The 22,322-nt window shown below is 57.1% G+C and carries 20 protein-coding genes; 7 read left to right on the forward strand and 13 right to left on the reverse strand.

What is annotated here, in order from left to right; all coding sequences use genetic code 11:
• Positions 1–3: 3 nt before the first annotated feature.
• The 3 genes from gcvP to gcvT all read right to left on the reverse strand — a co-directional run bounded on the left by gcvP (position 4) and on the right by gcvT (position 4,446).
• Positions 4–2,859: an aminomethyl-transferring glycine dehydrogenase gene (gcvP, locus tag ACR0DX_RS13645; RefSeq protein ID WP_170724582.1), complete on the reverse strand. Its 2,856-nt coding sequence runs from the start codon at positions 2,857–2,859 to the stop codon at positions 4–6.
• Positions 2,860–2,967: 108 nt separating this feature from the next.
• Positions 2,968–3,333 (reverse strand): glycine cleavage system protein GcvH, encoded by a 366-nt coding sequence (gene gcvH, locus ACR0DX_RS13650; protein WP_170355485.1) that lies wholly within the window; start codon positions 3,331–3,333, stop codon positions 2,968–2,970.
• 18 nt (positions 3,334–3,351) lie between these two features.
• Positions 3,352–4,446 carry a glycine cleavage system aminomethyltransferase GcvT gene (gene gcvT / locus ACR0DX_RS13655; RefSeq protein ID WP_170355486.1) on the reverse strand — a complete coding sequence of 365 codons (1,095 nt, stop codon included), beginning with the start codon at positions 4,444–4,446 and terminating at the stop codon, positions 3,352–3,354.
• Between the two features lie 353 nt (positions 4,447–4,799).
• On the opposite strand from gcvT, the gene ACR0DX_RS13660 reads away from it, so the two are divergent.
• From ACR0DX_RS13660 to ACR0DX_RS13675, 4 genes are read left to right on the forward strand one after another with little or no spacing between them, the layout of a single operon-like run.
• The gene (locus ACR0DX_RS13660; protein WP_170355487.1) at positions 4,800–5,450 is read left to right on the forward strand and encodes a histidine phosphatase family protein; all 651 of its coding nucleotides are present in this window, start codon (positions 4,800–4,802) and stop codon (positions 5,448–5,450) included.
• A gap of 10 nt (positions 5,451–5,460) precedes the next feature.
• Positions 5,461–6,075 (forward strand): glutathione S-transferase family protein, encoded by a 615-nt coding sequence (locus tag ACR0DX_RS13665; RefSeq protein WP_170355488.1) that lies wholly within the window; start codon positions 5,461–5,463, stop codon positions 6,073–6,075.
• 15 nt (positions 6,076–6,090) lie between these two features.
• Positions 6,091–7,143: a saccharopine dehydrogenase gene (locus ACR0DX_RS13670; protein ID WP_170355489.1), complete on the forward strand. Its 1,053-nt coding sequence runs from the start codon at positions 6,091–6,093 to the stop codon at positions 7,141–7,143.
• Positions 7,144–7,146: 3 nt separating this feature from the next.
• The gene (locus ACR0DX_RS13675) at positions 7,147–8,289 is read left to right on the forward strand and encodes a saccharopine dehydrogenase C-terminal domain-containing protein (protein WP_170355490.1); all 1,143 of its coding nucleotides are present in this window, start codon (positions 7,147–7,149) and stop codon (positions 8,287–8,289) included.
• A gap of 109 nt (positions 8,290–8,398) precedes the next feature.
• Here the strand turns inward: ACR0DX_RS13675 and ACR0DX_RS13680 are convergent, their stop codons facing one another.
• The 7 genes from ACR0DX_RS13680 to ACR0DX_RS13710 form a co-directional block, all read right to left on the reverse strand.
• Entirely contained in the window at positions 8,399–8,599 is a 201-nt protein-coding gene (locus ACR0DX_RS13680) for a DUF1127 domain-containing protein (RefSeq protein WP_170355491.1), read from the reverse strand.
• Positions 8,600–8,641: 42 nt separating this feature from the next.
• A complete protein-coding gene (locus ACR0DX_RS13685; RefSeq protein WP_170355492.1) occupies positions 8,642–8,878 on the reverse strand; it encodes a DUF1127 domain-containing protein in 237 nt (78 codons plus the stop codon).
• 403 nt (positions 8,879–9,281) lie between these two features.
• On the reverse strand, positions 9,282–10,487 hold the full coding sequence (locus ACR0DX_RS13690; protein WP_170355493.1) for an acyl-CoA dehydrogenase family protein: 1,206 nt from the start codon (positions 10,485–10,487) through the stop codon (positions 9,282–9,284).
• A 170-nt stretch (positions 10,488–10,657) separates the two neighbouring features.
• Complete coding sequence (locus tag ACR0DX_RS13695; protein WP_170355494.1) at positions 10,658–11,686, reverse strand: AraC family transcriptional regulator; 1,029 nt, start codon at positions 11,684–11,686, stop codon at positions 10,658–10,660.
• Between the two features lie 61 nt (positions 11,687–11,747).
• Positions 11,748–12,386: a ParA family partition ATPase gene (gene parA, locus ACR0DX_RS13700; protein WP_170355495.1), complete on the reverse strand. Its 639-nt coding sequence runs from the start codon at positions 12,384–12,386 to the stop codon at positions 11,748–11,750.
• Positions 12,387–12,927: 541 nt separating this feature from the next.
• Complete coding sequence (locus ACR0DX_RS13705) at positions 12,928–13,335, reverse strand: universal stress protein (protein ID WP_170355496.1); 408 nt, start codon at positions 13,333–13,335, stop codon at positions 12,928–12,930.
• A gap of 57 nt (positions 13,336–13,392) precedes the next feature.
• Positions 13,393–13,842 carry a phasin family protein gene (locus tag ACR0DX_RS13710; protein ID WP_170355497.1) on the reverse strand — a complete coding sequence of 150 codons (450 nt, stop codon included), beginning with the start codon at positions 13,840–13,842 and terminating at the stop codon, positions 13,393–13,395.
• 216 nt (positions 13,843–14,058) lie between these two features.
• Here ACR0DX_RS13710 and ACR0DX_RS13715 point away from each other — a divergent pair, with 216 nt between their 5' ends.
• Positions 14,059–15,198, forward strand: a complete 1,140-nt coding sequence (locus tag ACR0DX_RS13715; protein WP_480846436.1) for a cation:proton antiporter — start codon at positions 14,059–14,061, stop codon at positions 15,196–15,198.
• A 15-nt stretch (positions 15,199–15,213) separates the two neighbouring features.
• On the opposite strand, the gene ACR0DX_RS13720 is transcribed toward ACR0DX_RS13715, so the two are convergent.
• Together ACR0DX_RS13720 and ACR0DX_RS13725 are read right to left on the reverse strand one after the other, a co-directional pair.
• Entirely contained in the window at positions 15,214–15,621 is a 408-nt protein-coding gene (locus tag ACR0DX_RS13720) for a c-type cytochrome (RefSeq protein ID WP_170355499.1), read from the reverse strand.
• A gap of 160 nt (positions 15,622–15,781) precedes the next feature.
• Entirely contained in the window at positions 15,782–17,386 is a 1,605-nt protein-coding gene (locus ACR0DX_RS13725) for a Na/Pi symporter (RefSeq protein ID WP_170355530.1), read from the reverse strand.
• Positions 17,387–17,824: 438 nt separating this feature from the next.
• Here ACR0DX_RS13725 and ACR0DX_RS13730 point away from each other — a divergent pair, with 438 nt between their 5' ends.
• A complete protein-coding gene (locus tag ACR0DX_RS13730) occupies positions 17,825–19,045 on the forward strand; it encodes an APC family permease (protein WP_480846438.1) in 1,221 nt (406 codons plus the stop codon).
• Positions 19,046–19,088: 43 nt separating this feature from the next.
• Positions 19,089–20,705: an MFS transporter gene (locus ACR0DX_RS13735; RefSeq protein WP_480846440.1), complete on the forward strand. Its 1,617-nt coding sequence runs from the start codon at positions 19,089–19,091 to the stop codon at positions 20,703–20,705.
• Here the strand turns inward: ACR0DX_RS13735 and ACR0DX_RS13740 are convergent, their stop codons facing one another.
• Positions 20,706–22,298 carry a trypsin-like peptidase domain-containing protein gene (locus ACR0DX_RS13740; protein WP_170355502.1) on the reverse strand — a complete coding sequence of 531 codons (1,593 nt, stop codon included), beginning with the start codon at positions 22,296–22,298 and terminating at the stop codon, positions 20,706–20,708.
• Between the last annotated feature and the right edge of the window lie 24 nt (positions 22,299–22,322).

Genomic DNA, 22,322 nt, shown 5'->3' on the forward strand with positions numbered 1-22,322 from the left:
TGTTTATTCCGCTGCTTCCGCGTATGCGTCCATTGGCGGACATGTGCAAACGAGGTTGCGGTCGCCATAAGCGTTGTCGACGCGGTTGACGGGGGACCAGTATTTGTCGACGCCCATCGAGCCAGGAGGGAAACAGGCCTGTTCGCGGCTGTAAGGCCGGTCCCAGTCACCAACCAGATCGCGCACCGTGTGGGGGGCGTTCTTCAACGGGTTGTTCTCCGCGTCGATCTTGCCGTCGATGATATCCTGCGCCTCGGATCGGATCGAGAGCATGGCGTCGCAGAAGCGGTCCAGTTCGTCCTTGGGCTCAGATTCCGTGGGCTCGACCATCAGGGTTCCGGCCACCGGCCAGCTCATCGTCGGGGCGTGAAAACCTGAGTCGACCAGACGTTTGGCAACGTCATCGACGGTCACATGCGCCTCGGCGTCCAGCGGACGGGTGTCGAGGATGCATTCATGCGCGACCCGACCGGTCTCGGAGGTGTAGAGGATCGGATAGGCTTCCTGCAGACGCGCTGCGATATAGTTGGCGTTCAGGATCGCCACTTTGGTCGCCTGCGTCAAACCCGCACCACCCATCAGCAGCACATAGGCCCATGAGACCGGCAGGATCGAGGGCGAGCCAAAGGGCGCCGCCGAGACCGGCCCCACGGCGGTGCCGTATTCCGGGTGACCAGGCAAGTGCTCTTCAAGGTGTGCCTTGACACCGATTGGGCCCATGCCGGGGCCGCCACCACCATGCGGGATGCAGAAGGTCTTGTGCAGGTTCAGGTGGCTGACGTCACCGCCAATATCACCGGGACGCGACAGGCCGACCATGGCGTTCATGTTGGCCCCGTCGATATAGACCTGACCGCCGTGATCATGGGTGATCTGGCAGACCTCCTGCACGGTGGTCTCGAACACGCCATGGGTCGATGGGTAGGTGATCATGCAGCCGGCCAGATGATCCGAATGCTTCTCGGCCTTGGCGCGGAAGTCATTCAGGTCGATATTGCCGTTCTCATCCGATTGCACCGGCACCACCTGCCAGCCCACCATCTGCGCCGAGGCCGGGTTGGTCCCGTGTGCCGAGGTCGGGATCAGGCAGACATTGCGGTGCCCTTCACCGCGGGCGAAGTGATAGTTGCGGATGGTCAGTAGACCTGCGTACTCGCCCTGCGCGCCCGAGTTGGGCTGCTGGCTGATTGCGTCATAGCCAGTGATCTGGCACAGCTTGTCGTTCAGATCGGCAATCATCTCGTGATAGCCCTGCGCCTGATCTTCGGGGCAGAAAGGGTGCAGATTGCCGAACTCGGGCCATGTGACCGGGATCATCTCGATCGTGGCGTTCAGCTTCATGGTGCACGAGCCCAGCGGGATCATCGCCCGGTCCAGCGCCAGATCGCGGTCGGCCAGACGGCGCATATAGCGAGTCATCTCGGCCTCGGCCCGGTTCTTGTGGAAGATCTCGTGGGTCAGATACGGCGTCTCGCGCAGGGCGTAATCCGGCAGACGGTAGGCGACGTTCGAGCTGTCATCCTGACGGTCGATGCCGAAGGCGCCCCAAACCGCCTCAATCGTCTCGGCGCGGGTCTGTTCATCCAGGCTGATGCCCACTTTCGTCTCGCCGACCTTGCGCAGGTTGATGCCACGTGCAACGGCGGCCTCCATGACGGTGGTCTGCAAGTGGCCGACCTCAACAGTGATGGTGTCAAAGAACACTTCAGGTTCGACCGAGAAGCCCGCCTCTTCCAGACCGGCGGCCATACGCGAGGTTTTGCGGTGAACAGATTGCGCAATCGCCTTGATGCCGTCGGGACCGTGATAGACAGCGTACATCGAGGCCATCACCGCCAGCAGCGCCTGTGCGGTACAGACGTTCGAGTTGGCTTTTTCGCGGCGGATATGCTGTTCGCGGGTTTGCAGCGCCAGGCGATAAGCCTTGTTGCCACGGCTGTCGATGCTGACACCGATGATCCGGCCCGGCATCGCGCGTTTCAGCTTGTCGGTGGTCGCCATATAGGCCGCGTGGGGCCCGCCATAGCCCATCGGCACGCCGAACCGTTGGGTCGAGCCGATGGCGATATCCGCGCCCATCTCACCCGGCGACTTCAGCAGCGCCAGCGACAGGATGTCGGCGGCGACAATGGCAATGGCTTTGTGTTCATGCAGCGCCGCAATCTCGGCGGTGAAGTCGCGCACATGGCCGTGGGTGCCGGGGTATTGGAAGATCGCGCCAAAGACGGCGCCCGCGTCCAGTTGGTCTGGGTCGGCCACCTGCACGTCGATGCCCAAGGGCTCGGCGCGGGTTTTGATCACAGCGATGGTCTGCGGGTGGCAGTTGCGGTCGACAAAGAAAGCCGCGTTGTTGGCCTTGGATCGGCCGCCGCGCTTGGCCATCGCCATGGCTTCGGCTGCGGCGGTGGCTTCGTCCAGCAACGAAGCATTCGCCACGTCCAGCCCGGTCAAGTCGCTGACCATAGTCTGGAAGTTCAACAGCGCTTCAAGCCGGCCCTGGCTGATCTCGGGCTGATAGGGCGTATAGGCGGTGTACCAGGCCGGGTTTTCCAGAATGTTGCGCAGGATCGGCGCCGGCGTGGTGGTGCCATAATACCCCTGCCCGATCAGCGAAGTCAGAACCTTGTTCTTGCTCGCCACCTCTTTCATGTGGAACAGCGCATCGCGTTCAGTCATCGCCGGACCCCAGTCCAGCGGCTCTTTCTGGCGGATCGCGGGCGGGACGGTGGCGTCGATCAGCGCGTCCAGCGTCTTGAAGCCGATCACCTTGAGCATGTCGCGCATCTCGGTCGGGCTGGGCCCGATATGGCGGCGATTGGCAAAGTCATAGGCTTCGTAGTCGGTCAGTTTGAAAGCCATTGCAGCGCTCCTATGAATAAGTCAGACACGGCGGAGGCTGCGGGAGCCTCCGGCGGAGGTATTTTTAGCCAGATGAAGGGCGGATCCGTGTAAAGATCCGCCGTTGAATTAACCGATGAAGTCCTTGTAGCCGGCCTCATCCATCAGATCTTCGAGCTGCGACGCGTCCGTGATCTTGATTTTGTAGATCCATGCATTGCCTTCTGGGTCTTCGTTCAGCGCGCCAGGATTGTCGGCCAGCGCCTCGTTCACTTCGATGATTTCACCATCAACCGGAGCATAAAGCTCGGACGCCGCCTTGACGGATTCGATCACGCCAATCTCGCCGTCCTTGGCGAATTCTTCGCCGACTTCCTGCTGTTCCACGAAGACCACATCGCCCAGCTGTTCAGCCGCGTGTTTGGTGATGCCCAGAGTGGCGGTGTCACCATCGACGTCAATCCACTCATGCTCTTCGGAATAATAGGTTGCCATTGGGTTTTTCTCCTGACTTCAACGCTTGTAATTCTGGGTAACGAAGGGTAGCGCCACGATCTGCGCCGGTTGCGGCTTGCCCCGAATGATCAAGTTGACCACCTCGCCCGGTTCGCCATGGCCTGCGGACACATAGCCCATTGCCACAGGGCCACCGACCGTGGGGCCGAACCCGCCAGAGGTTATCTGACCGATGGTGTTGCCTTCCGTGCACTGGATCTCAACACCCTGACGGGCGGGCGCGCGGCCTTCGGGTTTTATGCCGACCAGTTTGCGTGCGGCGCCCTCAGTTAGTTCTTTCTGGATGCGGTCGGCACCGGGAAAGCCGCCCTCTTCCTTGCGGCGCTTCTGGATTGCCCAAGCCAACGAGGCTTCGATCGGAGAGGTGCTCTGGTCAATGTCATTGCCATAAAGGCACAGCCCAGCCTCCAGCCGCAGGCTGTCGCGCGCGCCAAGGCCCGCCGGTTCACAATCGTCATGCGCCAGAAACGCGCGGGTGATCTCGATGGCCTTGTCCTCGGGGATCGAGATCTCGTACCCGTCCTCACCGGTGTAACCCAACCGCGAGATACGGCATTCAACGCCGTTGATATCCGCCACAGTGGTTTCCATGAATTTCAGATCCCGCGCCACAGGGCAGAGCGCACCCACCACATCCTCGGCCCTGGGTCCCTGCACCGCAACCAGCGCACGGTCGAAAATCTCGATCACTTCGACGCCGTCCAAATGTTCGCGCATATGCGGAATATCCTGATGACGCAGCGCCGCGTTCACCACCACGAAGTAGTGATCCCCTGCATTCGACACGATCAGGTCATCCATGATCCCGCCTTCCGGGTTGGTAAAGAACCCGTACCGCGCCTTGCCGTCCTTCAGCGTAGCATAAGCCTGCGGGCAGAGCGTTTCCAGCTTCTCGCCCACATTCTCGCCGCGCAGGATCACCTGACCCATGTGGCTGACATCGAACACCGCCACCTTTTCGCGACATTGCTTGTGTTCCCCCATGATCCCCAGTGGATACTGAACCGGCATCTCCCAGCCCGCAAAATCAACCATCTTGCCGCCCAACTCAACGTGCAGATCATACAAAGGCGTGCGCTTAATCTCGGTCATGGGTGGTCGCTTTCCTAAGCCGTTGTCACAGACTGTCGCAAACGCCCCGTCCTGCAAAAAGGCGGTGTTCCGCCAGCTTCCCACTCCTTTGCTGTAAGTCAACAGAGTTAGACACGTGTTCCACGCCAGAGTGGGCTGCAGTACCTTCGGGAATGGTGTATACACCCGCATGCCACAGCTTGGTTTCCTATAGGAAACTTTTTTTCGTAGCGCAATAGAAAACCCCCCTGTCCTGCGTAAAAAACTGACCATGGGGAAAGCTTCGAACGGCCAAGATTTTGCAAACAGAATTCCAAACGCCTCTGGTCCCGGCCCACAACCTGCCCTAAGACTTTGCGGCAAGAGGGACAACCATGTCACATATTACACTGGTGCGTCACGGGCAGGCCAACACCGCCGCGCGAGACGAGCAAAGCTATGACAAACTCAGCGATCTGGGTCATCAGCAAGCACGCTGGCTGGGCGGGCATCTGCAGGACACCCGCGCGCACTATCCCCGTGTCTACAGCGGCACGCTGACCCGGCATGTGGAAACAGCAGCGAGCATGGGCTTGCCGGAGCCGATCCGCGATCCGCGTCTGAACGAGATCGAGTATTTCACCCTCGCGCAGCTTTTCGAACAACAGCACAACGTTATGGTTCCCACCGACCGTGAGGGATTCGTCGACCACCTGCCCCGGACATTCACGGCATGGGCCAATGGCCAGATCACCGACGCGCCCGAAACCTTTGCCGCGTTCGAGGCACGCGTCGCAGACGCCTTGCACGATATCGGAACCGAAGGCGGGCCGGCGATTGTGGTGACCTCAGGCGCGCTGATTTCGATGGCAGTGCGGCAGGCGATGGGGCTGGACATTCCGGCGATGGCGCGGGTGGCGCTTGCCATCATGAACACGTCGATGCATCGTCTGCATCCGATTGGCAGCCAGTTGAGTCCGGTATTGTTCAACGCGGTGCCCCATCTGGAAGCGCCCGACCGGCACTACGCCCAAACCCACCTGTAAGGAGGCCCCAATGCAGCTTTATTACGCCCCCCGCACGATTTCGGTCGCTGTGGCCATCGCTTTGGAAGAAGCCGGGCTGGAGTACGAGGCGATCAAGCTGGACTTTGCGGGCGGTGAGCAGACCAAACCTGCCTACAAACAGATCAACCCCAAGGGCCGCGTGCCTGCGTTGGTGGTGGATGGCGGCATTCTGACCGAGACCGGCGCGCTGCTGGATTACATCGCGGCGGTTGCACCACAGGCCGGGCTGGTGCCGTCCGACCCGATCATGGCCGCGCGGATGCGCGAGGTGATGTATTACATTGCCTCGACCATGCACGTGAACCACGCCCATAAAATGCGCGGAGAGCGATGGGCCGACAAAAAATCCAGTTGGCAGGATATGCAGGGCAAAGTCGCGCAAACGATGACCGCGTCCTGTGACTATATCTGCTCGAACGGGCTGCGGGGGCCATTTGTGCTGGGGGATGAGGTCTCGCTGGCGGACGTTTACCTCTATGTGGTTTGCAGCTGGCTGGAAGGTGACGGCGTCGACGTCGCAGCCTTTCCCAAGATTATCGCGTTCCGCGAAGCGATGGAGGCACGGGCCTCGGTTCAGGCCGTACGCGCCGCCGGAATGCTCTGAACATAAGGAACTGACATGACACATCTCTGGGTCCGGGCAGAACAGCGCCCGAACGAGGAACGGGTAGGGTTGACCCCCGAAGGTGCCGCCGCCCTGATCGCCGCAGGCATTCGCGTGACGATCGAGGAAAGTTCCGTGCGCGCCATTCCGCTGCAGGGGTACAAAGACGCAGGGTGTGAGATCGCAGCCGAGAATGCATGGCCCGAGGCCCCGCTGGATGCGATCATCTTTGGCCTCAAGGAACTGCCCGAGGACGGCACACCCCTGCCGCATCGTCATATCATGTTCGGCCATGCCTATAAGGGGCAGCATTCCGGGCGCGCGTTGTTGGAGCGGTTCAAGGCCGGCGGCGGCACGCTCTACGATCTGGAATATCTGGTGGGCGAAGACGGCCGCCGGGTCGCCGCCTTTGGCTATTGGGCCGGTTACGCAGGTGCGGCGGTCACGCTGAAAACATGGGCTGCGCAGCAGCGCGGGCAGGAATGCCCTCCGGTCGGAGTGTACCCAAACAAAGATGCGCTGAACGCCGAACTGCTGGCCGAGCTGGATGCCACCGGCACCCGCCCCCGCGCAATCGTCATCGGCGCTTTAGGCCGCGTTGGCACAGGCGCGGCCGATATGTGCGAGGCGATGGGCGTTTCCGTCACCAAATGGGACATGGCCGAGACTGCCAGCGGCGGGCCCTTCCCCGAAATCCTTGACCATGATCTGTTCCTGAACTGCATCTTTGCCCGCCCCGGCACGCCGGTCTTTGTCCCGCGCGAGGCGCTGAACGCACCGCGCAACCTGACCGCCATTGGCGACGTGGCCTGCGACCCGGACAGCGATTACAACCCGGTGCCGGTCTATGACCGCGCAACCACATGGGACGCGCCCGCCCTGCGCGTGGCAAACGATCCGGTGATGGACGTGATGGCCATCGACAACCTGCCCTCGATGCTGCCGGTCGAAAGCTCGGAAGACTACGCCGCGCAACTGCTGCCCTCCCTGCTGACCCTGACCGATCTGAACAGCGACGTCTGGGGCCGGGCTGAGACAACTTACAAAACCCATATTGAAGGGATCTGAGCGATGACAATTCACTGGTGTGGCACCGGCCTGTCGGCCATCCCCGGCCTGCGCCGCTTGATCGAGGACGGACATAAAGTCACTGTCTGGAACCGGACCATCGACAAGGCCCGCGCCGAGGTCGGAGACCTGACCGACGACATCCGCGCCTTTGACATCGACGCCTTGGGCGCGGTGCTGGAACAGGGCGACGTGATCGTCTCGATGCTGCCGGGCGACTGGCACGTGCCGCTGGCGGAACTGGCGATATCGAAGCGCGCGAACTTCGTGTCTTCGTCCTACATCGCCCCCGAAATGCGCGCGCTGAATGACAAAGCCCGCGAGGCCGGTGTTGCACTAGTCAATGAGGTCGGGCTGGACCCGGGCATCGACCACCTGATGGCGCACGCCTTGGTGGCCGATTATCGCGCGTCTGACGCGTTCGATGCGCAAAACCACCTGAGCTTTATCTCCTATTGCGGTGGCATCCCGAAAAACCCCAACCCGTTCCGCTATAAATTCAGCTGGTCGCCTCTGGGCGTTCTGAAAGCCCTGCGGTCGCCCTCAAAATCCATCCGGGACTACGCCCCGCTGGATGTGGCCCGCCCGTGGGACGCGATCACCAGCTATGTCGCGCCGCTGCCCACACCCGAAAGCTTTGAGGTTTACCCAAACCGCGACTCGATCCCCTTCATGGCCGAATACCAGTTCGAGGATCACTGGCCGGTCAAAGAATTCGTCCGCGGCACCCTGCGCCTGAACGGCTGGGCCGATGCGTGGTCGGATGTGTTCACCGAGATCGAGACCCTGTCCGGCCCCGAAGGCGACGCGCGTCTGAAACAGATGTCGGACCAGTTCTGGGATGAGAACGCCTATGATGAAGGCGAGCCCGACCGCGTTGTTCTGTGCGTGGGCCTGAAAGCCGAGAAAGAAGGCGTCGAGACCTGGCACAAAACCTATGTCATGGATGCATGGGGTGACGCGCGAGGCACGGCGATGGCGCGTCTGGTCTCGATCCCGGTATCCTTGGCAGTTGAGGCGGTTCTGAACCGCGCGATCCCCGCCGGAGTGCATGCCGCCCCCAGCGATCCGAAACTGGTGCAAGCCTGGATGGCCGAAATCGACAAGCTGGCCCAACATCTGCAAGTGGTCGATCACCAGGCCTGACCACACCACAAACCTTCATGCGAATAAAAGCCGTTCTGAAACCCTCAGAGCGGCTTTTATGGTTCTCTCGCGTCCTACATCTTTGTCGGCAAGGGATGGGGCAGGCATCTCAGATATACCTTGCGATCATCTCGTCTATATCCGTGCGATTGATCCCCATCTCAGAAAGCTGACGATCACTCAGGCAGTTCAGTTCTTGCGCGGCTCGAACGATATCGGCGCGGATAGCATGGATTTTCATTGCCCGGTCAAACAGCACCAAAGCGCTCGTGCTTGGGGTTGCGCCCGAGCAAGTATGTGTATCAAGCATCATATCCCTCCACCTTCACATCCAGTTTCAACAATGCGACGCTTATTGCACGCGGTGGTCATACGGCATCTGGTGATAGACGCTTTGATACGCGCGCTGCTTTATCTCGCTCCGGGGGATTCCGATGTCCTCCAGCTGTTGATCGCTCAGCTTCTCCAAAACGCGGACTGTATTGCCATAAATTTTGCGGCGAAATTGTTCGACGCGCGCTTCTGCATAGTTCGAAAACAAGCTAAAAAACAAACCCTTCCGAGGGCTGGCTGTCTGTGCGTAGTCCATCTTCTCCTCCTTTATCATTAAGGTGATGTTGCGGGGTACACAGTCGATAAAGGTTGGCCCGATTAACGAATGTCTGACGGAGAGTTAAACTTTGTTAATGTCAGTAACTCTGCTATCGAGGCGCAAAATCCTATGCAAACCCAGCGCGACGCGGACGTGACCTCAAATCAGCAATTCCACTGGGGAAGTTCGCGACGCGTCCGTCACCTCTTCGCAATCTAAACCCAAGGCACCGAAACCATGGTGATGGCTAAGTGAGCGCAGCAGTCCCCGCGAACCTTTAAAAAGTGTCGCGCAAACCAAGAGATTGATCCGACCCGGACTTGCGCTCAAGCAAGAAACCCAGCCTTCTTTCGAAAGCTGGGCTTTGCAGTCTTGTGCCGGCAGGCACGCCGCATCTGACTTATTCGGCCGCAACGGATGGGCTGGCGTCGTCAGTTTCTCCGAACCCTTTAGGCACCGGAAGATCAGGCAGACCAGCAGCGCGTTTCTGCAGCGCCCGGCCGATCACAACCCGGCTGATCTCGGTCGTTCCGTCCACAATACGCAGCATCTGCGCCAGACGTGACAAGCGATCAAGCCCGTAGGGTTGCAGCAGGCCCATTCCACCAAGAACCTGTGTACAGGTATTGGCCGCCTTGACCGCCGCATCCGGCACGAACCGTTTGGCATGGGCTGCCATCAACGGGCCTTCGGGCGTTCCCAGCGCCTCTGCCGCTTTGCGGTACAGAAGCTTCGAGACTTCAAGCTCGGTCGCGACCTCACCCAGCATCCATTGAATTCCATCCAGCTGAAGGTTTGTGCCACCAAACATCTTGCGGTTTTTCGAATAGGATAGCGCGGTATCCAACGCCGCTTGCATCAGCCCGCAACACCCCGAAGCAATCGAAACCCGGGCTATATCGATCGCCATCAATGATCCCTGAAGTCCCTGACCAACCGGCAAAATGATGTTGTCTTCGCTGACAACAACCTTGTCGAGATACATTTCACCAATCGGGAGGAAACCGTAAGAGGGTGTGTCGTACAATGGCCCGAAGCTGACACCCGGTGCGTCAGCGGGAATCGCGATCATCGCCATGTCCGTGTGGCCTGGCGCGTCGCTTGTCTTGACGACAGTGAAATATACATCCGCCTCAGTCGCCAGGCTGACCCATGCCTTGGCGCCGCTGATCGTCCACGTACCGTCCCCGTTGATGGTCGCTCGGGTGTACATCTTCATGGGGTCAGACCCGGATTGAGGCTCGGTCAACGCGAAGTTCGCCAATTTGCGCCCCGAGGTCAGATCACGTGCCCATTTTTCCTTGAATGCATCGGTCCCGTAACCACATCCGGCGAAAGTGCAGATGTTATGCATGGACAATGCAAAAGCATAGGCGCCATCGCCAAGCCCCAGTTGTTCGTAGACCTGAATGCCTTTTGACATAGGAAGACCCTGACCGCCCCACTCCTCAGGAGCGTACAGGCCCGTCAACCCGACAGCACCCGCCTTGTCCGAGGCGTCACGAGGCCAGGCCCGCGCCGCGTTCCACGAATCCACGTTGGGTGCAATGACATCCTCGGCATGCTGGCGCGCGGCCTCAAGGATTGTGGCGAGTTTTTCTGACATGAGAAGTCCTTTCACAAGCAATATTGCCCGAAATCGTCAATCCACCGACCACCCCAGAAGCAAGAGAATTCGGCACACTGAACGTTTCATTTATTTTTAAGGGTTCTATCCGCGCGTCAGGATGCTCGCCATCTCATGAGACGACAGACAATTGTCCAAAAGTGACAAAATTATCGAGATCCAATCGGCGAGCGCCTGTAGGCACTCGGAGCAGCCCCTGTCCATCTTTGGAACGCTTTGTGAAAGCTGGCCGACGACGAAAACCCAAGATCCTGAGCGATCGCCTCAACGCTTTTGCGCCCTGCCTGAAGGTGCCCAATAGCAATGTCCCGGCGCAGTGCGTCTTTGATCGCCTGAAAGGATGTGCCGTCTGATTCCAATCGGCGCATCAAGGTACGCGGTGTCATATTCATTGCTTTCGCAGCCGCCGACAGGTTCGCGTGATCCCACCCCGCTTTGGTTAGGAAACTGCGCACCCGCAGAGACTGGGTGTGTTCACTTGATCGCGTGAATATCCAATCTCTTGGCGCATTTTCCAGAAACAGGTCTAGGTCGCTCGTCTGGCGGGCATGAATCGGACCCAATACACTTGCGTCAAAAGAAATGAAGGAGGCCGGCTGGGCGAAATATACCGGCGCAGGAAAGATAACCGAATAATCCTCGTCAAAGACCGGACGGTCGAACGAAAACCCCACGGCTTTGACAGGCACTTCACCTCGGGCCAGCCAGGACATGAGGCCGTGGGCCAGCTTTAGGATCAACATATGACCAAACCGCTGGGCCTCGACCTCGTGCACAGGCATAAGCGCCAGTTCGACGGCTTGATCGGCCTCGGTCAATTTGAACTGATAGTCGTCCAGTAACAGGTTCCAGAAGGTTGAGAACCGATAGAGCGCCGATGACAATGACGTCGCTTCGCGAACAGACGTCAGCAAGTGCTGCAAAGCTCTGGGTCTAATCGGCCGCGACCAAAGACCCATCATCTCGTCTCCGGTTTCAACAGCCGCCAGCTGATACAGGTCGACAATCTGATCCAGCGTTACCCGGTCCTGACGTGTATCGCCCGCCGACGGCAGTTCGGACCGTTCCAATAACGACCCAAAATGTGAAACCGTGCAAAGTGGCTCCAACGCCGACAGCCAGTCGGCGATAAAGTCACTCGAAACCGTCGAAAACAGATTGGGCGATTTTTCGTTCATTCACGCTCTCTGCCACAGACGATCCAAGACCGCAAAATTCCAAGTGAGCGGCTTTCAGGGGTCAGCCATTCAAAAGCCCCGCGACCTCATCCGCAAGCGCGCGCACCTCTTCTGCAGCGGAACTGGCGCGCTTCGCCTCAAGCACACCCAGCCCTTGACCTAAAGCTTCTGCATATATCACCCTGTTGGCCAATGAGGATTGAAACTGCGCCGCGCCAATCTCGCTAAGGGATTTCGCAACATCTTCGCCGACGCGAGTGCCGGCCCGGGTTCGGTTCAAAACGATTTGCGTCGGCTTCCCGATACGATCAGCCAGATCCAGAATATCATGAGTTGCCCAAACATCTGCCTGACTGGCCGAGACCGGCACCAACACAAGGTCAGACTCGCGCAGGACCCACCGGACGTCACTGTCGGCTTTGGGCGGCGTATCGACAAGCACGATATCAGCATCCCCGCCGACGCCACGAATTGCCCGTGAAATTCCATATGCGGTCGCCGTCGAAAATCGAAGGTCTGCGTTCTCGCCAAACGTTTCTTCGCGCACGTCCAGCCATTTTCCAAGACTTCCCTGCGGATCGGTATCCACAAGCGCGACGCTTTTCCCTTCTTGCAGGAAGGCGATTGCCAAGTTCGAGACAAGCGTCGTCTTCCCCGCCCCGCCCTTTTGCTGCGCCACACAGATTATACGACCACCCATAGATCAAGCCTCCAACAGCCATTCTGCACCGCAGAATAGCGTGTCAGACAGGGAAAGGCGATAGGAGCGTTTGGGGATCATGTCCGGCCAACAAGGCACCGTCAAAAATCAATGGCAACAACGAGTTTGTTGCGGCGTTCGCCTCAGTGTGAGTTCGCTCCTGTTTGCTTCCACAGTGCTTCCAGTTGTGATGGCACAAATAGAAACAATGCCCGAAGGCGGCGCTAGAGCTTTGCTATCTGCCTAGGATTATTGGTTGCGCGAGCAGGATTTGGCCTTCATCGAACAACCGTCCTTCAAAGAAAAGGAAAGTAGACTACGTCTCGAAACACAAACTGAGGCTCCGAGGCAACTCAAGTGTCGAAAGCCTCCAAGCGACCGACCAGCAACTGCTCCGCACAATAAAGTAATCCAGCATTCCAATAAATTCGAAACCGCAGGCCAGCTGCAGTCCAAGGGTTCTTTGGCTCAGCGGTCAATTCTCTCGATCTGATTTGGCGCACGGGCCACTCAAAAAGGAAGCCACACCGCTAACACTGGCTCAACGAATTACATGAACCGAGCACCTGGCGTGATGCACGACTCTGTTCGCAGTGGAACCTAAAAATATGTCCTCAAAACCAGGCTTGTGCGAAGCCAAGACGATGCAATCCGACTCGTTCTCATTTGCGAAGTCGACAATAGCCCTGCCCGCGTGCCCAGAGATAAGCCGAGCCTTCGCGCCCGGAATTTCAGAAGCAGTCTGATGCAGGTTTTCCAGGGTTTCATGCCGCGTATTGGCAAGTACCTCGCTGGGAATCTGAGACCCTACATACGCCGGAATTGGTTCTTGGACGTGTATCACGGTGAATACAGCTTCCGCATCAGCCAATTGGCGCGCGGCTTCAAACGACGCTTGTGTATCGTGTTCTTGGTCCAGAGCAACCGGGATCAGGATGTTCTTGTACATTTGACCTCCTATCTACTGCTCCGATGATTTCAGTTTGGTTTTTCGGCAGCACAAACCTTAAACAGGCTCGGACTTTGAAGATTTCCCCGCGCTCTTTGTAGCGGCTGCAACATCACCAACTGTTTTCTCAACAGCTGCAACTTCGGTTTCAGTGACATAAGATGCACAACGGGACACGGTTTCGAACCATTCCTGCGCGTCAGCAACCAACCGCTCAGCCGAATGGCGCTGCCATTCCGTCATACTCTGAAGCGCTTTCGTTGGATCGGACGGGTTCGCAGAAGACACTTTGCGTGCAGCTTGTAGAGCCGTCCGAACCGCCTCGTGACGCCGTTCGAACCAATGCTGCGCAAAGGCCTCTGTTTCTTCGAGCAATTTTTCTTGCGCGTCCCAAAATTGTTCGATCTGGGCGCCGAAGGCCGGATTGCCAGACATGGGCGGCTGCATTTGCTTGAAAACATCCACAAGTGAGGTCGGGCTATTTGTGCTAGATTTCTTTGTCGGCATCGAAAATTCCTCCTCGTTTCCTGAATGAGCTATTGTGCCACCTGCTGCGCGCTTTCGCCTTAATACAGATCAATATCCCTATTTTTAGGATCTTCAGCTTAGGCTGCGAGTGGAATTTGCATTCTCTCCGACACCGGTTCCTAGCAGGCAGTGTTGGAGTTAGAGTAGTCTAGACAAGAACTTAACGCTTGGTTTTCTATGCACATTGCCGGCTTTTTGATTACCCTTGGCATCCTCTTCCTTGCCGGATTGGCGGCTGACCAACTTGGCCGGGCCACGCATCTTCCTCGTGTTACAACCTTACTTTTCCTCGGTCTGATCGCAGGGAACGCCGGAATTGGTTTGATCCCACTAGAAGTTGCAATGTGGTTCGACGAGATTTCCATTGTGGCCTTGACGATGGTCGCGTTTCTTCTTGGAGGTTCTTTGACCCGCGAGAACCTGGTTAGGCATGGTCGAGCCATCCTTACGATTTCAATTTCAATCGTGGTTGCAACCCTTGCTATTGTGTCTGCTGGACTGACCGCAATTGGCGTGCCCTTCGGGTTGGCGTTGGTGCTGGCGGCAATTGCTACGGCTACAGCTCCGGCCGCCATGACAGACGTGATCAATCAATCTGGGGTGTCCAACAGCTTCACCGAGACATTAAAGGGCGTCGTCGCAATTGATGACGCTTGGGGTCTGATCGTTTTCAGCATCGCCTTAGTTCTGGCCGGTCATTCGGATGGCTGGGCCACAGTCACGACCACAGCGATGTGGGATTTCGGAGGGGCTATTTTGTTGGGTGCCGCACTAGGCGTGCCATCCGCTTACCTGACCGGCCGCTTGAAACCGGGAGAGCCGATGCAGGCAGAAGCAGTGGGTATAGTCTTTCTGACAGCGGGCCTCGCGCTTTGGCTGGAGGTTTCATTCTTGGTAGCAGGCATGGTTGCGGGCGCAGCTATCGGGAATCTTGCCCGCCATCATGACCGTGCTTTTCATGAGATCGAGCACATCCAGTGGCCATTCATGATCCTTTTCTTCCTGTTGGCGGGTGCCACGTTGGATATCGAAGCCTTCGGCTTGATGGGCTGGGCTGGTGCACTTTTCCTGATCTTGCGCGCCGTGGCCCGTCTTGTTGGAGGGTATTGCGGAGCGAGACTGGGCGGCCTGCCTCACCGTCAAACCGCTTGGTTCGGCCCCGCTTTGTTACCACAGGCCGGTGTTGCGGTCGGAATGGCTCTTGTCGCCGGAGAGCAATTTCCGAATTGGGCCGCGTCCATCATGGCCTTTACTATTGCCAGCACTGTGGCCTTCGAAGTGTTGGGGCCGCCACTGACTCTCATGTCAATCAGACGCACGGCTGATACAGATTAGCAGATTGGCCCGTGGCTATTCAGCCTGAATCGATTCCAAAAAGGCGAGCAAGTTCGCCAACGGCAGGCCTACCATCATTGGTTGCCCACTTGGCAAAGCCACCGCGATTTGTTGGTCTGTCTCAAACACCGCACCAAAGATTGGCATTTCGCCCCCATGGGCGAGCAATTGCGAACGGCCGTCAATCTGTTCAGCTATGCGATCTATCGGAAACACACCGTCGTTTTTGCCTGCCAATTTGGTGAGGTCAGGTGTTCGAATAGCCAGCATTTCCGCCGTTGGCCCGTCTCCGGTTGCTTCGAAACCGTGACATTGCCAGCAATACGTCCGGTACAAATCACGTCCCTCATCGACGCTGACCTCCTGCGCTAGTACGGGCCCCGTGACGAACAGTGCCAGTAAAATCCCGCGAACAATCTGCATACGCTCCTCCAATTAGCTACCCCGGATGCAGATCTTATTAATGCGCATCCTTAAGAAACTTCTTTGACCTTGCTCATGTTGCACCCTTCAGCACGAAGATTGGCGTTTAGGTCAAATAGGGCTTGAGCAAGTGCCGAATCTAATCCAGGTCAGCCTCCAACTACGCCACGCCGTCAGTGACCTCACCACCCTTGCGCCCAGACGGCACTCCTTCCAATGCGTTCATGTGCCAGCGAATTCGCCAGAGGTGATAAGACACACGATGCAACCATCTGAGGGCATCCAAGCGAGCCCAGACCACTTCATCCGGCAGACTGTCAGTCGCAGCGTCGGAGATGAGCAAGTCTCTACGAAGTTTCCTCTGTCGCCGCAGAAAACGGCGAACGCGGTTCAGCGAACTTTCACACTGCACTGGATTGTCGACTTCCAAGTAACCATCAGTTGCTGCAATCATCACCGAAGCAAGCCGTTTCAAACGCCGGTCTTTTGGTAACTCGCTTATCCGATCATCTTGGCTACACCGGTAAAGCAGCCGGTCAAGATGGTCGAGCACATGGTACATACCCTTGATTTTGGATAACTCTACATCGGACCTGCTGGACGGTTCTATCTTGTCTAGGTACGAGCGCGCTTCCGATACAGCTGTCTCAATGCTGTCCCGTCCATAATCGGGTCCGCTTGGCTGAGATGCCCCGATACATGACCGCAGGTGCGCCACTTCGGCCCTCACAATTTGTTCGACTGCGGCTTTTGCTGCATCCACCGCTATTTCCGGCATCCCGAGGACGAGAGGATCCAGAGGTCTCGTTAACTCAGCCCCTTTGTCGGGTACGAGCGCCTCGACAAATCTGGCGAAGGGCTTCGCGAATGGCAAGATCAGCGCCACGCCTATGGCGTTGAAGAAGCTATGGAACGCGACAAGCGCAGTCAGAGAGTTTCCAGCCGCCGTCCCGCTTACAAAGACCGCAGTAAACGGCCCCAGCAGGAAAAATGCCATTGCCCCTGTCATCACGTTGTAGATCACATGAGCAAAACCGGTGCGGCGCGCCATCGTGCCCCCACCCAAGGTGGCCAGAACAGCGGTGAAAGTTGTCCCTACGTCCATTCCTATGACCAGAGCCGCTGCTTGAGGGAAGTTCACAGCACCGGCGCTCAAGGCAGCCAATGCCGTTGCAACGCCAGCGCTCGAAGACTGCGTCACCATGGTGATAACGACACCGATCAATACAAGCTTCAGCCTGCCCAGCAGCGTATCAGGTGGAAAATCGGCAGGGGTAACTACGCCGCGAAAGGCGTCAAGCCCGGATTTGAGTTGCTCGATCCCAATGAAAATCAAGCTGAATCCGGCCAACGCCAGCCCAAAGCCGGCAACCGCTTTCCTTCCCGAAAGCGCCAGCAAAGCCCCAACAAAAACAACGGGCAACATCACTTGCCCCAAGTCCAGCTTGAACCCCAAAAGCGCGACAAGCCAACCTGTCATGGTCGTTCCGATATTGGCCCCAAAGATGATCCCAAGCGCTTGGGGAAACGTGAGCAGACCAGACGCGACAAATCCGACGGCCGCAACGGTGGTCGCACTGGAAGATTGGATTGCAGCTGTCGTGACCGCGCCTGTTACGGCCCCGGTAAACGGTGTCGACGTGAACCGGCCCAAAATATCCCGCAGTCGCGCCCCTGCCAAAGCCTTCAAACCGTCCGTCATCAACAGCATGCCGATAAGGAATAGGCCGATGCCACCCAGGGCTGGTAACAGGTTCCAGAGCATCACGAATTGCCTTCCACCCTAAATCTCACACCACCTAACATGTTTGCTTTGCCTTTAAGTCCGACGACAAACGATAGTTGGTTTGCGTTCAGCCTCGCAGACCCGAAGCCGCGAGTTGATTGACATAGATCAAAGCACCAATACGAATTACATAGTGAAATTCGAATGTTTCAACATATTCTACGTTCACCCTCCTGTCCCCAAGTAAACACAAAGGTGAACGAAATTTTGAAGGAGTGGAGGTTCCACCCACGGGGGCTCGGCAGGAGTGATGGCGAGCCCCCCAGTTAGTTGATTGGCACCCAATGCGCCCAGACGTTGAGACACAAGGCATTCGGTGCGGTTTTGACCATAGGACTAAGCCGCTGCGCCAATCGAGGCAAAAAGAGAAGGACGCTACTGACGACGTTCGGAATGGGCAGTTGGCGGAAATCACTTATGAACTCTGTTGATCCAAATGAACAGAAACTCAGACGAGCCCTTACTACCCCGTTGCTCACGCTTTATGGCCTCGGGGTAACGGTCGGAGCGGGCATTTACGTTTTAGTCGGTGCAACAGCAGACATCGCCGGACCGTTTGCGGCGCTGTCGTTCATTGTGGCCGCCCTCGTCGTATCACTCACCGCGCTTTCCTATGCAGAACTCGCAACTCGATTTCCTGTCAGCGCAGGTGAAGCGGCCTATGTTGAAGCGGGATTTCAGAAAAGATGGATGGCGGTTTTCGTTGGGCTTGCGGTGGCAGCCTCGGGCGTTATCTCCGCCTCTGCCGTTGCAATTGGCGCAGCATCATACCTTCATGCTTTGACCGGTTTTGCGATCCCTGTTTTGACCATCAGCGTCGTTTTGATCATGGGTCTAATCGCGCTTTGGGGGATCACTGAGTCGGTCTTTGTTGCGGCTGTCATCACGATCATTGAAATCGCAGGTCTTCTCTTTGTGATCGGCTGGGGCATGTCGATTCAGAATCCGCAGGGATACGAGATCAGTTCGATGCTTCCGCCGCTGGAACTCGACGCGTGGAGAGGCATTTTCGCGGCATCACTTCTCGCCTTCTTTGCATTTGTTGGCTTCGAGGACATGGCCAATGTCGCGGAAGAGGTGAAAGACCCAGTGCACACCATCCCAAAAGCGATTTTGCTAACGCTCGTTCTGGCAACCGTGTTGTATCTGGGAACTTCAATGACGGTTCTACTTGTTGTTCCGATCGATGTTCTTTCGACATCCGCAGCACCCCTCACGCTTGTGTTTTCAAACGCGCCCGAGATGATCAAACAGGGCTTTTCCGCAGTCGCGATTGTAGCGACGGTCAATGGAGTACTGATCCAGATGATCATGGCCTCGCGGGTGATCTACGGACTAGCTGACCGTGACCATCTGCCGAAGGTTCTGGCGATTGTCCCGAAAGCAACGCAGACACCAGTAGTTGCTACTTTGCTGGTCGTGGTGATCATCGTTCTGCTGACCCAAACTATACCGATTGGTACTTTGGCAGAGCGCACATCCCAGATCGTTCTGGGCGTCTTTGTGCTCGTCAACATTTCGCTGATCCTGCTGAAGATGCAGCCGGATGAGGCCACCAAGCACTTCCGCGTTCCTTTTGTGGTACCGATCCTTGGGGTGATCACCAGTGCATTGCTTTTCGGATCTGGATTTCTCTAACTAAATGCAACGACCCAAAGGCTTCCAAGAGCTACCACGGCATATGACGACTGACCAAACTTCCATAGGATCAAAACTCTCGGGCTGGTGGCATAGAACCTTTGTGGATCTGGTTCAGCAGCTACGTTGGTCCTATTTGCCGCCATTGATGGTCTATTTCGCGGCCGGCGTGTCCGGCCTGACCTCGGTCGTCGGCGCTTTTTTCCTAAAAGACTATCTCGATTTATCCGCCTCTTTCGTTGCAGGACTCGCGTTTTGGGCTGGTATCCCGTGGATACTCAAAATGCCGCTTGGTCATGTCGTGGACCTGTTTTGGCGCTGGAAGTCCCTGCTGATCCTGTTTGGCGCATCCCTGATCACGTTGTCTTTGCTCACAATGTACGGTCTCGTGACCGCGCCTGCCCTGATGTCCAATTTCATGCCACTGGAAGACTGGTATGTCCTAGCCCTGCTGCTGGCGCCTTCAGGCTATGCCATTCAAGACGTAGTTGCGGACGCCATGACGGTCGAAGCGGTTCCCAGGGTTAACCAGCACGGCCTCCCGTTTACGCCTGAAGAAACCCGTGCACAGCACACGACAATGCAAACCTTGGGCAGAGTTTCGATCATTTCCGGGTTTGCGGCGGTTGCGGCTGTGAACATCTGGATTTTCTCTGGAACTGAAGGTCTGCAAAAATCCGAGCGCCTTGCGCTTTATGGCCAAGTGTACCTGATAGCTCTGGCCATCCCGGTGTTGTCGGTCAGCGGGGTCGTTCTTCACAGCTTGATCCAGCGTCAACTTGCCAGGCGGGGTCATCCGCCCCACACACCGGATGAAGTCACAGAAGTCAAATGGTCCATTTTGCTGGGTGGCTTTGCATTCGTTTTGCTTAGCATCGTGCTGGGGACCGCAGATTTCGAATTTGCGCAAGAGACTGTTTTTGCAGTCTCTTTGACGGTAATTCTGTACCTGATGTCGCGTCTGCTGAAGGAGCTGGAACCAGCCCAAGCCAAGGCCCTGATCGGGACGGCAACAATCATTTTTGTTTTCCGTGCCGTGCCGCTACCAGGACCAGGCCTGACTTGGTTTGAAATCGATGAACTTGGGTTCGATGAACAGTTCCTGGCAATCCTGGCACTATTAACTTCGCTTCTGGCATTATTGGGGTTGATCGTTCTCCGGCCATTTATGGCCAATCGCTCTATTGCACATGTGGTGGTAATGTTAACGATCGCCGCGGGCGTTCTCGCCCTGCCCAACCTCGCCTTATATTACGGCGTGCATGAATGGACTGCAGCGCGTACCGGCGGAGTTGTCGATGCAAGGTTCATTGCCATTCTTGATACAGCTGTTGAATCGCCGCTTGGGCAGATTGCCATGGTCCCGATGTTGGCCTGGATTGCACGCAATGCCCCTGTTCAGTTGAAAGCGACCTTCTTTGCGGTGATGGCATCGTTTACCAACATGGCATTGTCGGCCAGCAGCCTCAGCACCAAATACCTCAACCAAACATTCGTTGTGACTCGCGCTGTCACAAATCCAGAAACCGGTGCGGTCACTTCCAACGCAGACTACAGTCAACTTGGATACCTGCTGATCTGCGTGGCCATGATCTCAGTGATCGTTCCACTCGCTACTGTGTTCTTCGTTCAAAACTCACGCTTCCGAACGAGCGAATGATTACTGGCTTTCCACCTCTCCCAGCAGAACTCTGAGATGTGAGACCGGGACGCCGATGTTTGAACCACCGAACTCGGGCAGGATCGCAGCATTGATGGCAACGACCTCGCCCCGCCGATTCAATACTGGTCCTCCGCTCCCACCGGTCGTGGTCTCAGCGTCATAAACGATGGCGCTCTCACTTGTCCGCGCAACGATCCCCCGGCTTGCTAGCGGATGAATCTTGCTTTGTGTGGAAAGCCGGGACGCTATCGACCAAAAGTTCAACGTTCCGTCTGCCTCCAATCCCTCTAAAAAGCCCGGACCAGCCTGCGCGATCAATGCTTTCAAACCCGTTGGGTATCCCAACAGATAAAGCTCTTCACCTACGCGCGACTTGGTATCCGCCAACGGAATTCCAAGTTCCTGAACGCGGCTTGGCTCAACTTCCAAAATCGCCAAGTCTGCCGCTTCGCTGAACCGAAGCAGCCGCGCCTCAATTGGTTCCGTCTGATCAGGCAAATAGGCCAGCAGCTTCAACATCTCTGGCTCAAGACCAGCGTCGCTCAGCGCTTTTTCTCGGTTCCCCGAGGTCCAGGGCAAAGCGACATGGCGGTTGGTCGCCATCAACGGAACCCCAGCGATCAAAAACCCCGTTCCGGTGAACTGAAACTCTGCAGGTTCGCCGGTCCCGTCCGGTTCGATCCAAGGCTGACCAAACGGGGTTTTCAGGTTTTCTCCGTTCGGTCCCAAAACGTGCCGTAATATCTTCCCGCTTTCCACGTGGCGCAATCCATAAGCTCCCTGAAGGAAAGCGACAGATCGAGTGGAGGCAGCTATCACTCGCGTGGGTGCCCCCGCGCGTTGCTCCAAGGTTCCAAGACGCCGCTCGGTTGACAGAACCTGGTTCTCAAAAGCGTCACGCAACGAAACCAAGTCATCAGGCGTAAGTGCATCTTCTCGCGTCTGGGCAAGCATAACCGCGACCGCTTCGATCTTGCGGGACTCCTGTTCGATACTATCCGCCAAGCGCCGGTCGTTTTGGTAAAGCAGGTACCCAAACCACGCGATCACAAGAAGCGTTGCAAGAACCGTGATCCTGAACAGTATCGTGGTTTGAGAGGCAAGCCGCCGCCCACTATCGCGCAAGGCACCAGACATCTTTTTGGCGAAGGGTCGACGGCTCGTTCGGGTGTAAGCATATGCGTCGCTAAGGATATCTTCGACTGTGTGGTGTGCGGGAAATGAGTGATCGCACAATCTGTATCGAGACATGGGGCCCTTTTCGCCGAACTCGATCATGTCACCATGCCTAAGAGGCGCCGCAGAGGCTTTTTGCCCGTTTACCCATACATTGCGCCCAACCGATGCGGCTATTGTGTAACCGCCGTCAGCCCACTGTAGTGTGGCAATATCGTTGTCATGGGGAGGCAGGTCATCTTTAGGTCGAATGCTTAACACCCTGCCATCACCAACAGAGACAGTAAGGGCATTGTCGACAAGCCAGTTCACGTTTCCGCGCGATGGACCTGTAAGGCTCTCCAGAAAGGCCCGCACCTCACCTTCACCACCATTCACTGAGGGTGTCATGTCGCTCACTTCTGGTTTGCGCATTGTGGCCCCCTATCCAAACGCGTG

Source organism: Ruegeria sp. D3 (assembly GCF_056534465.1).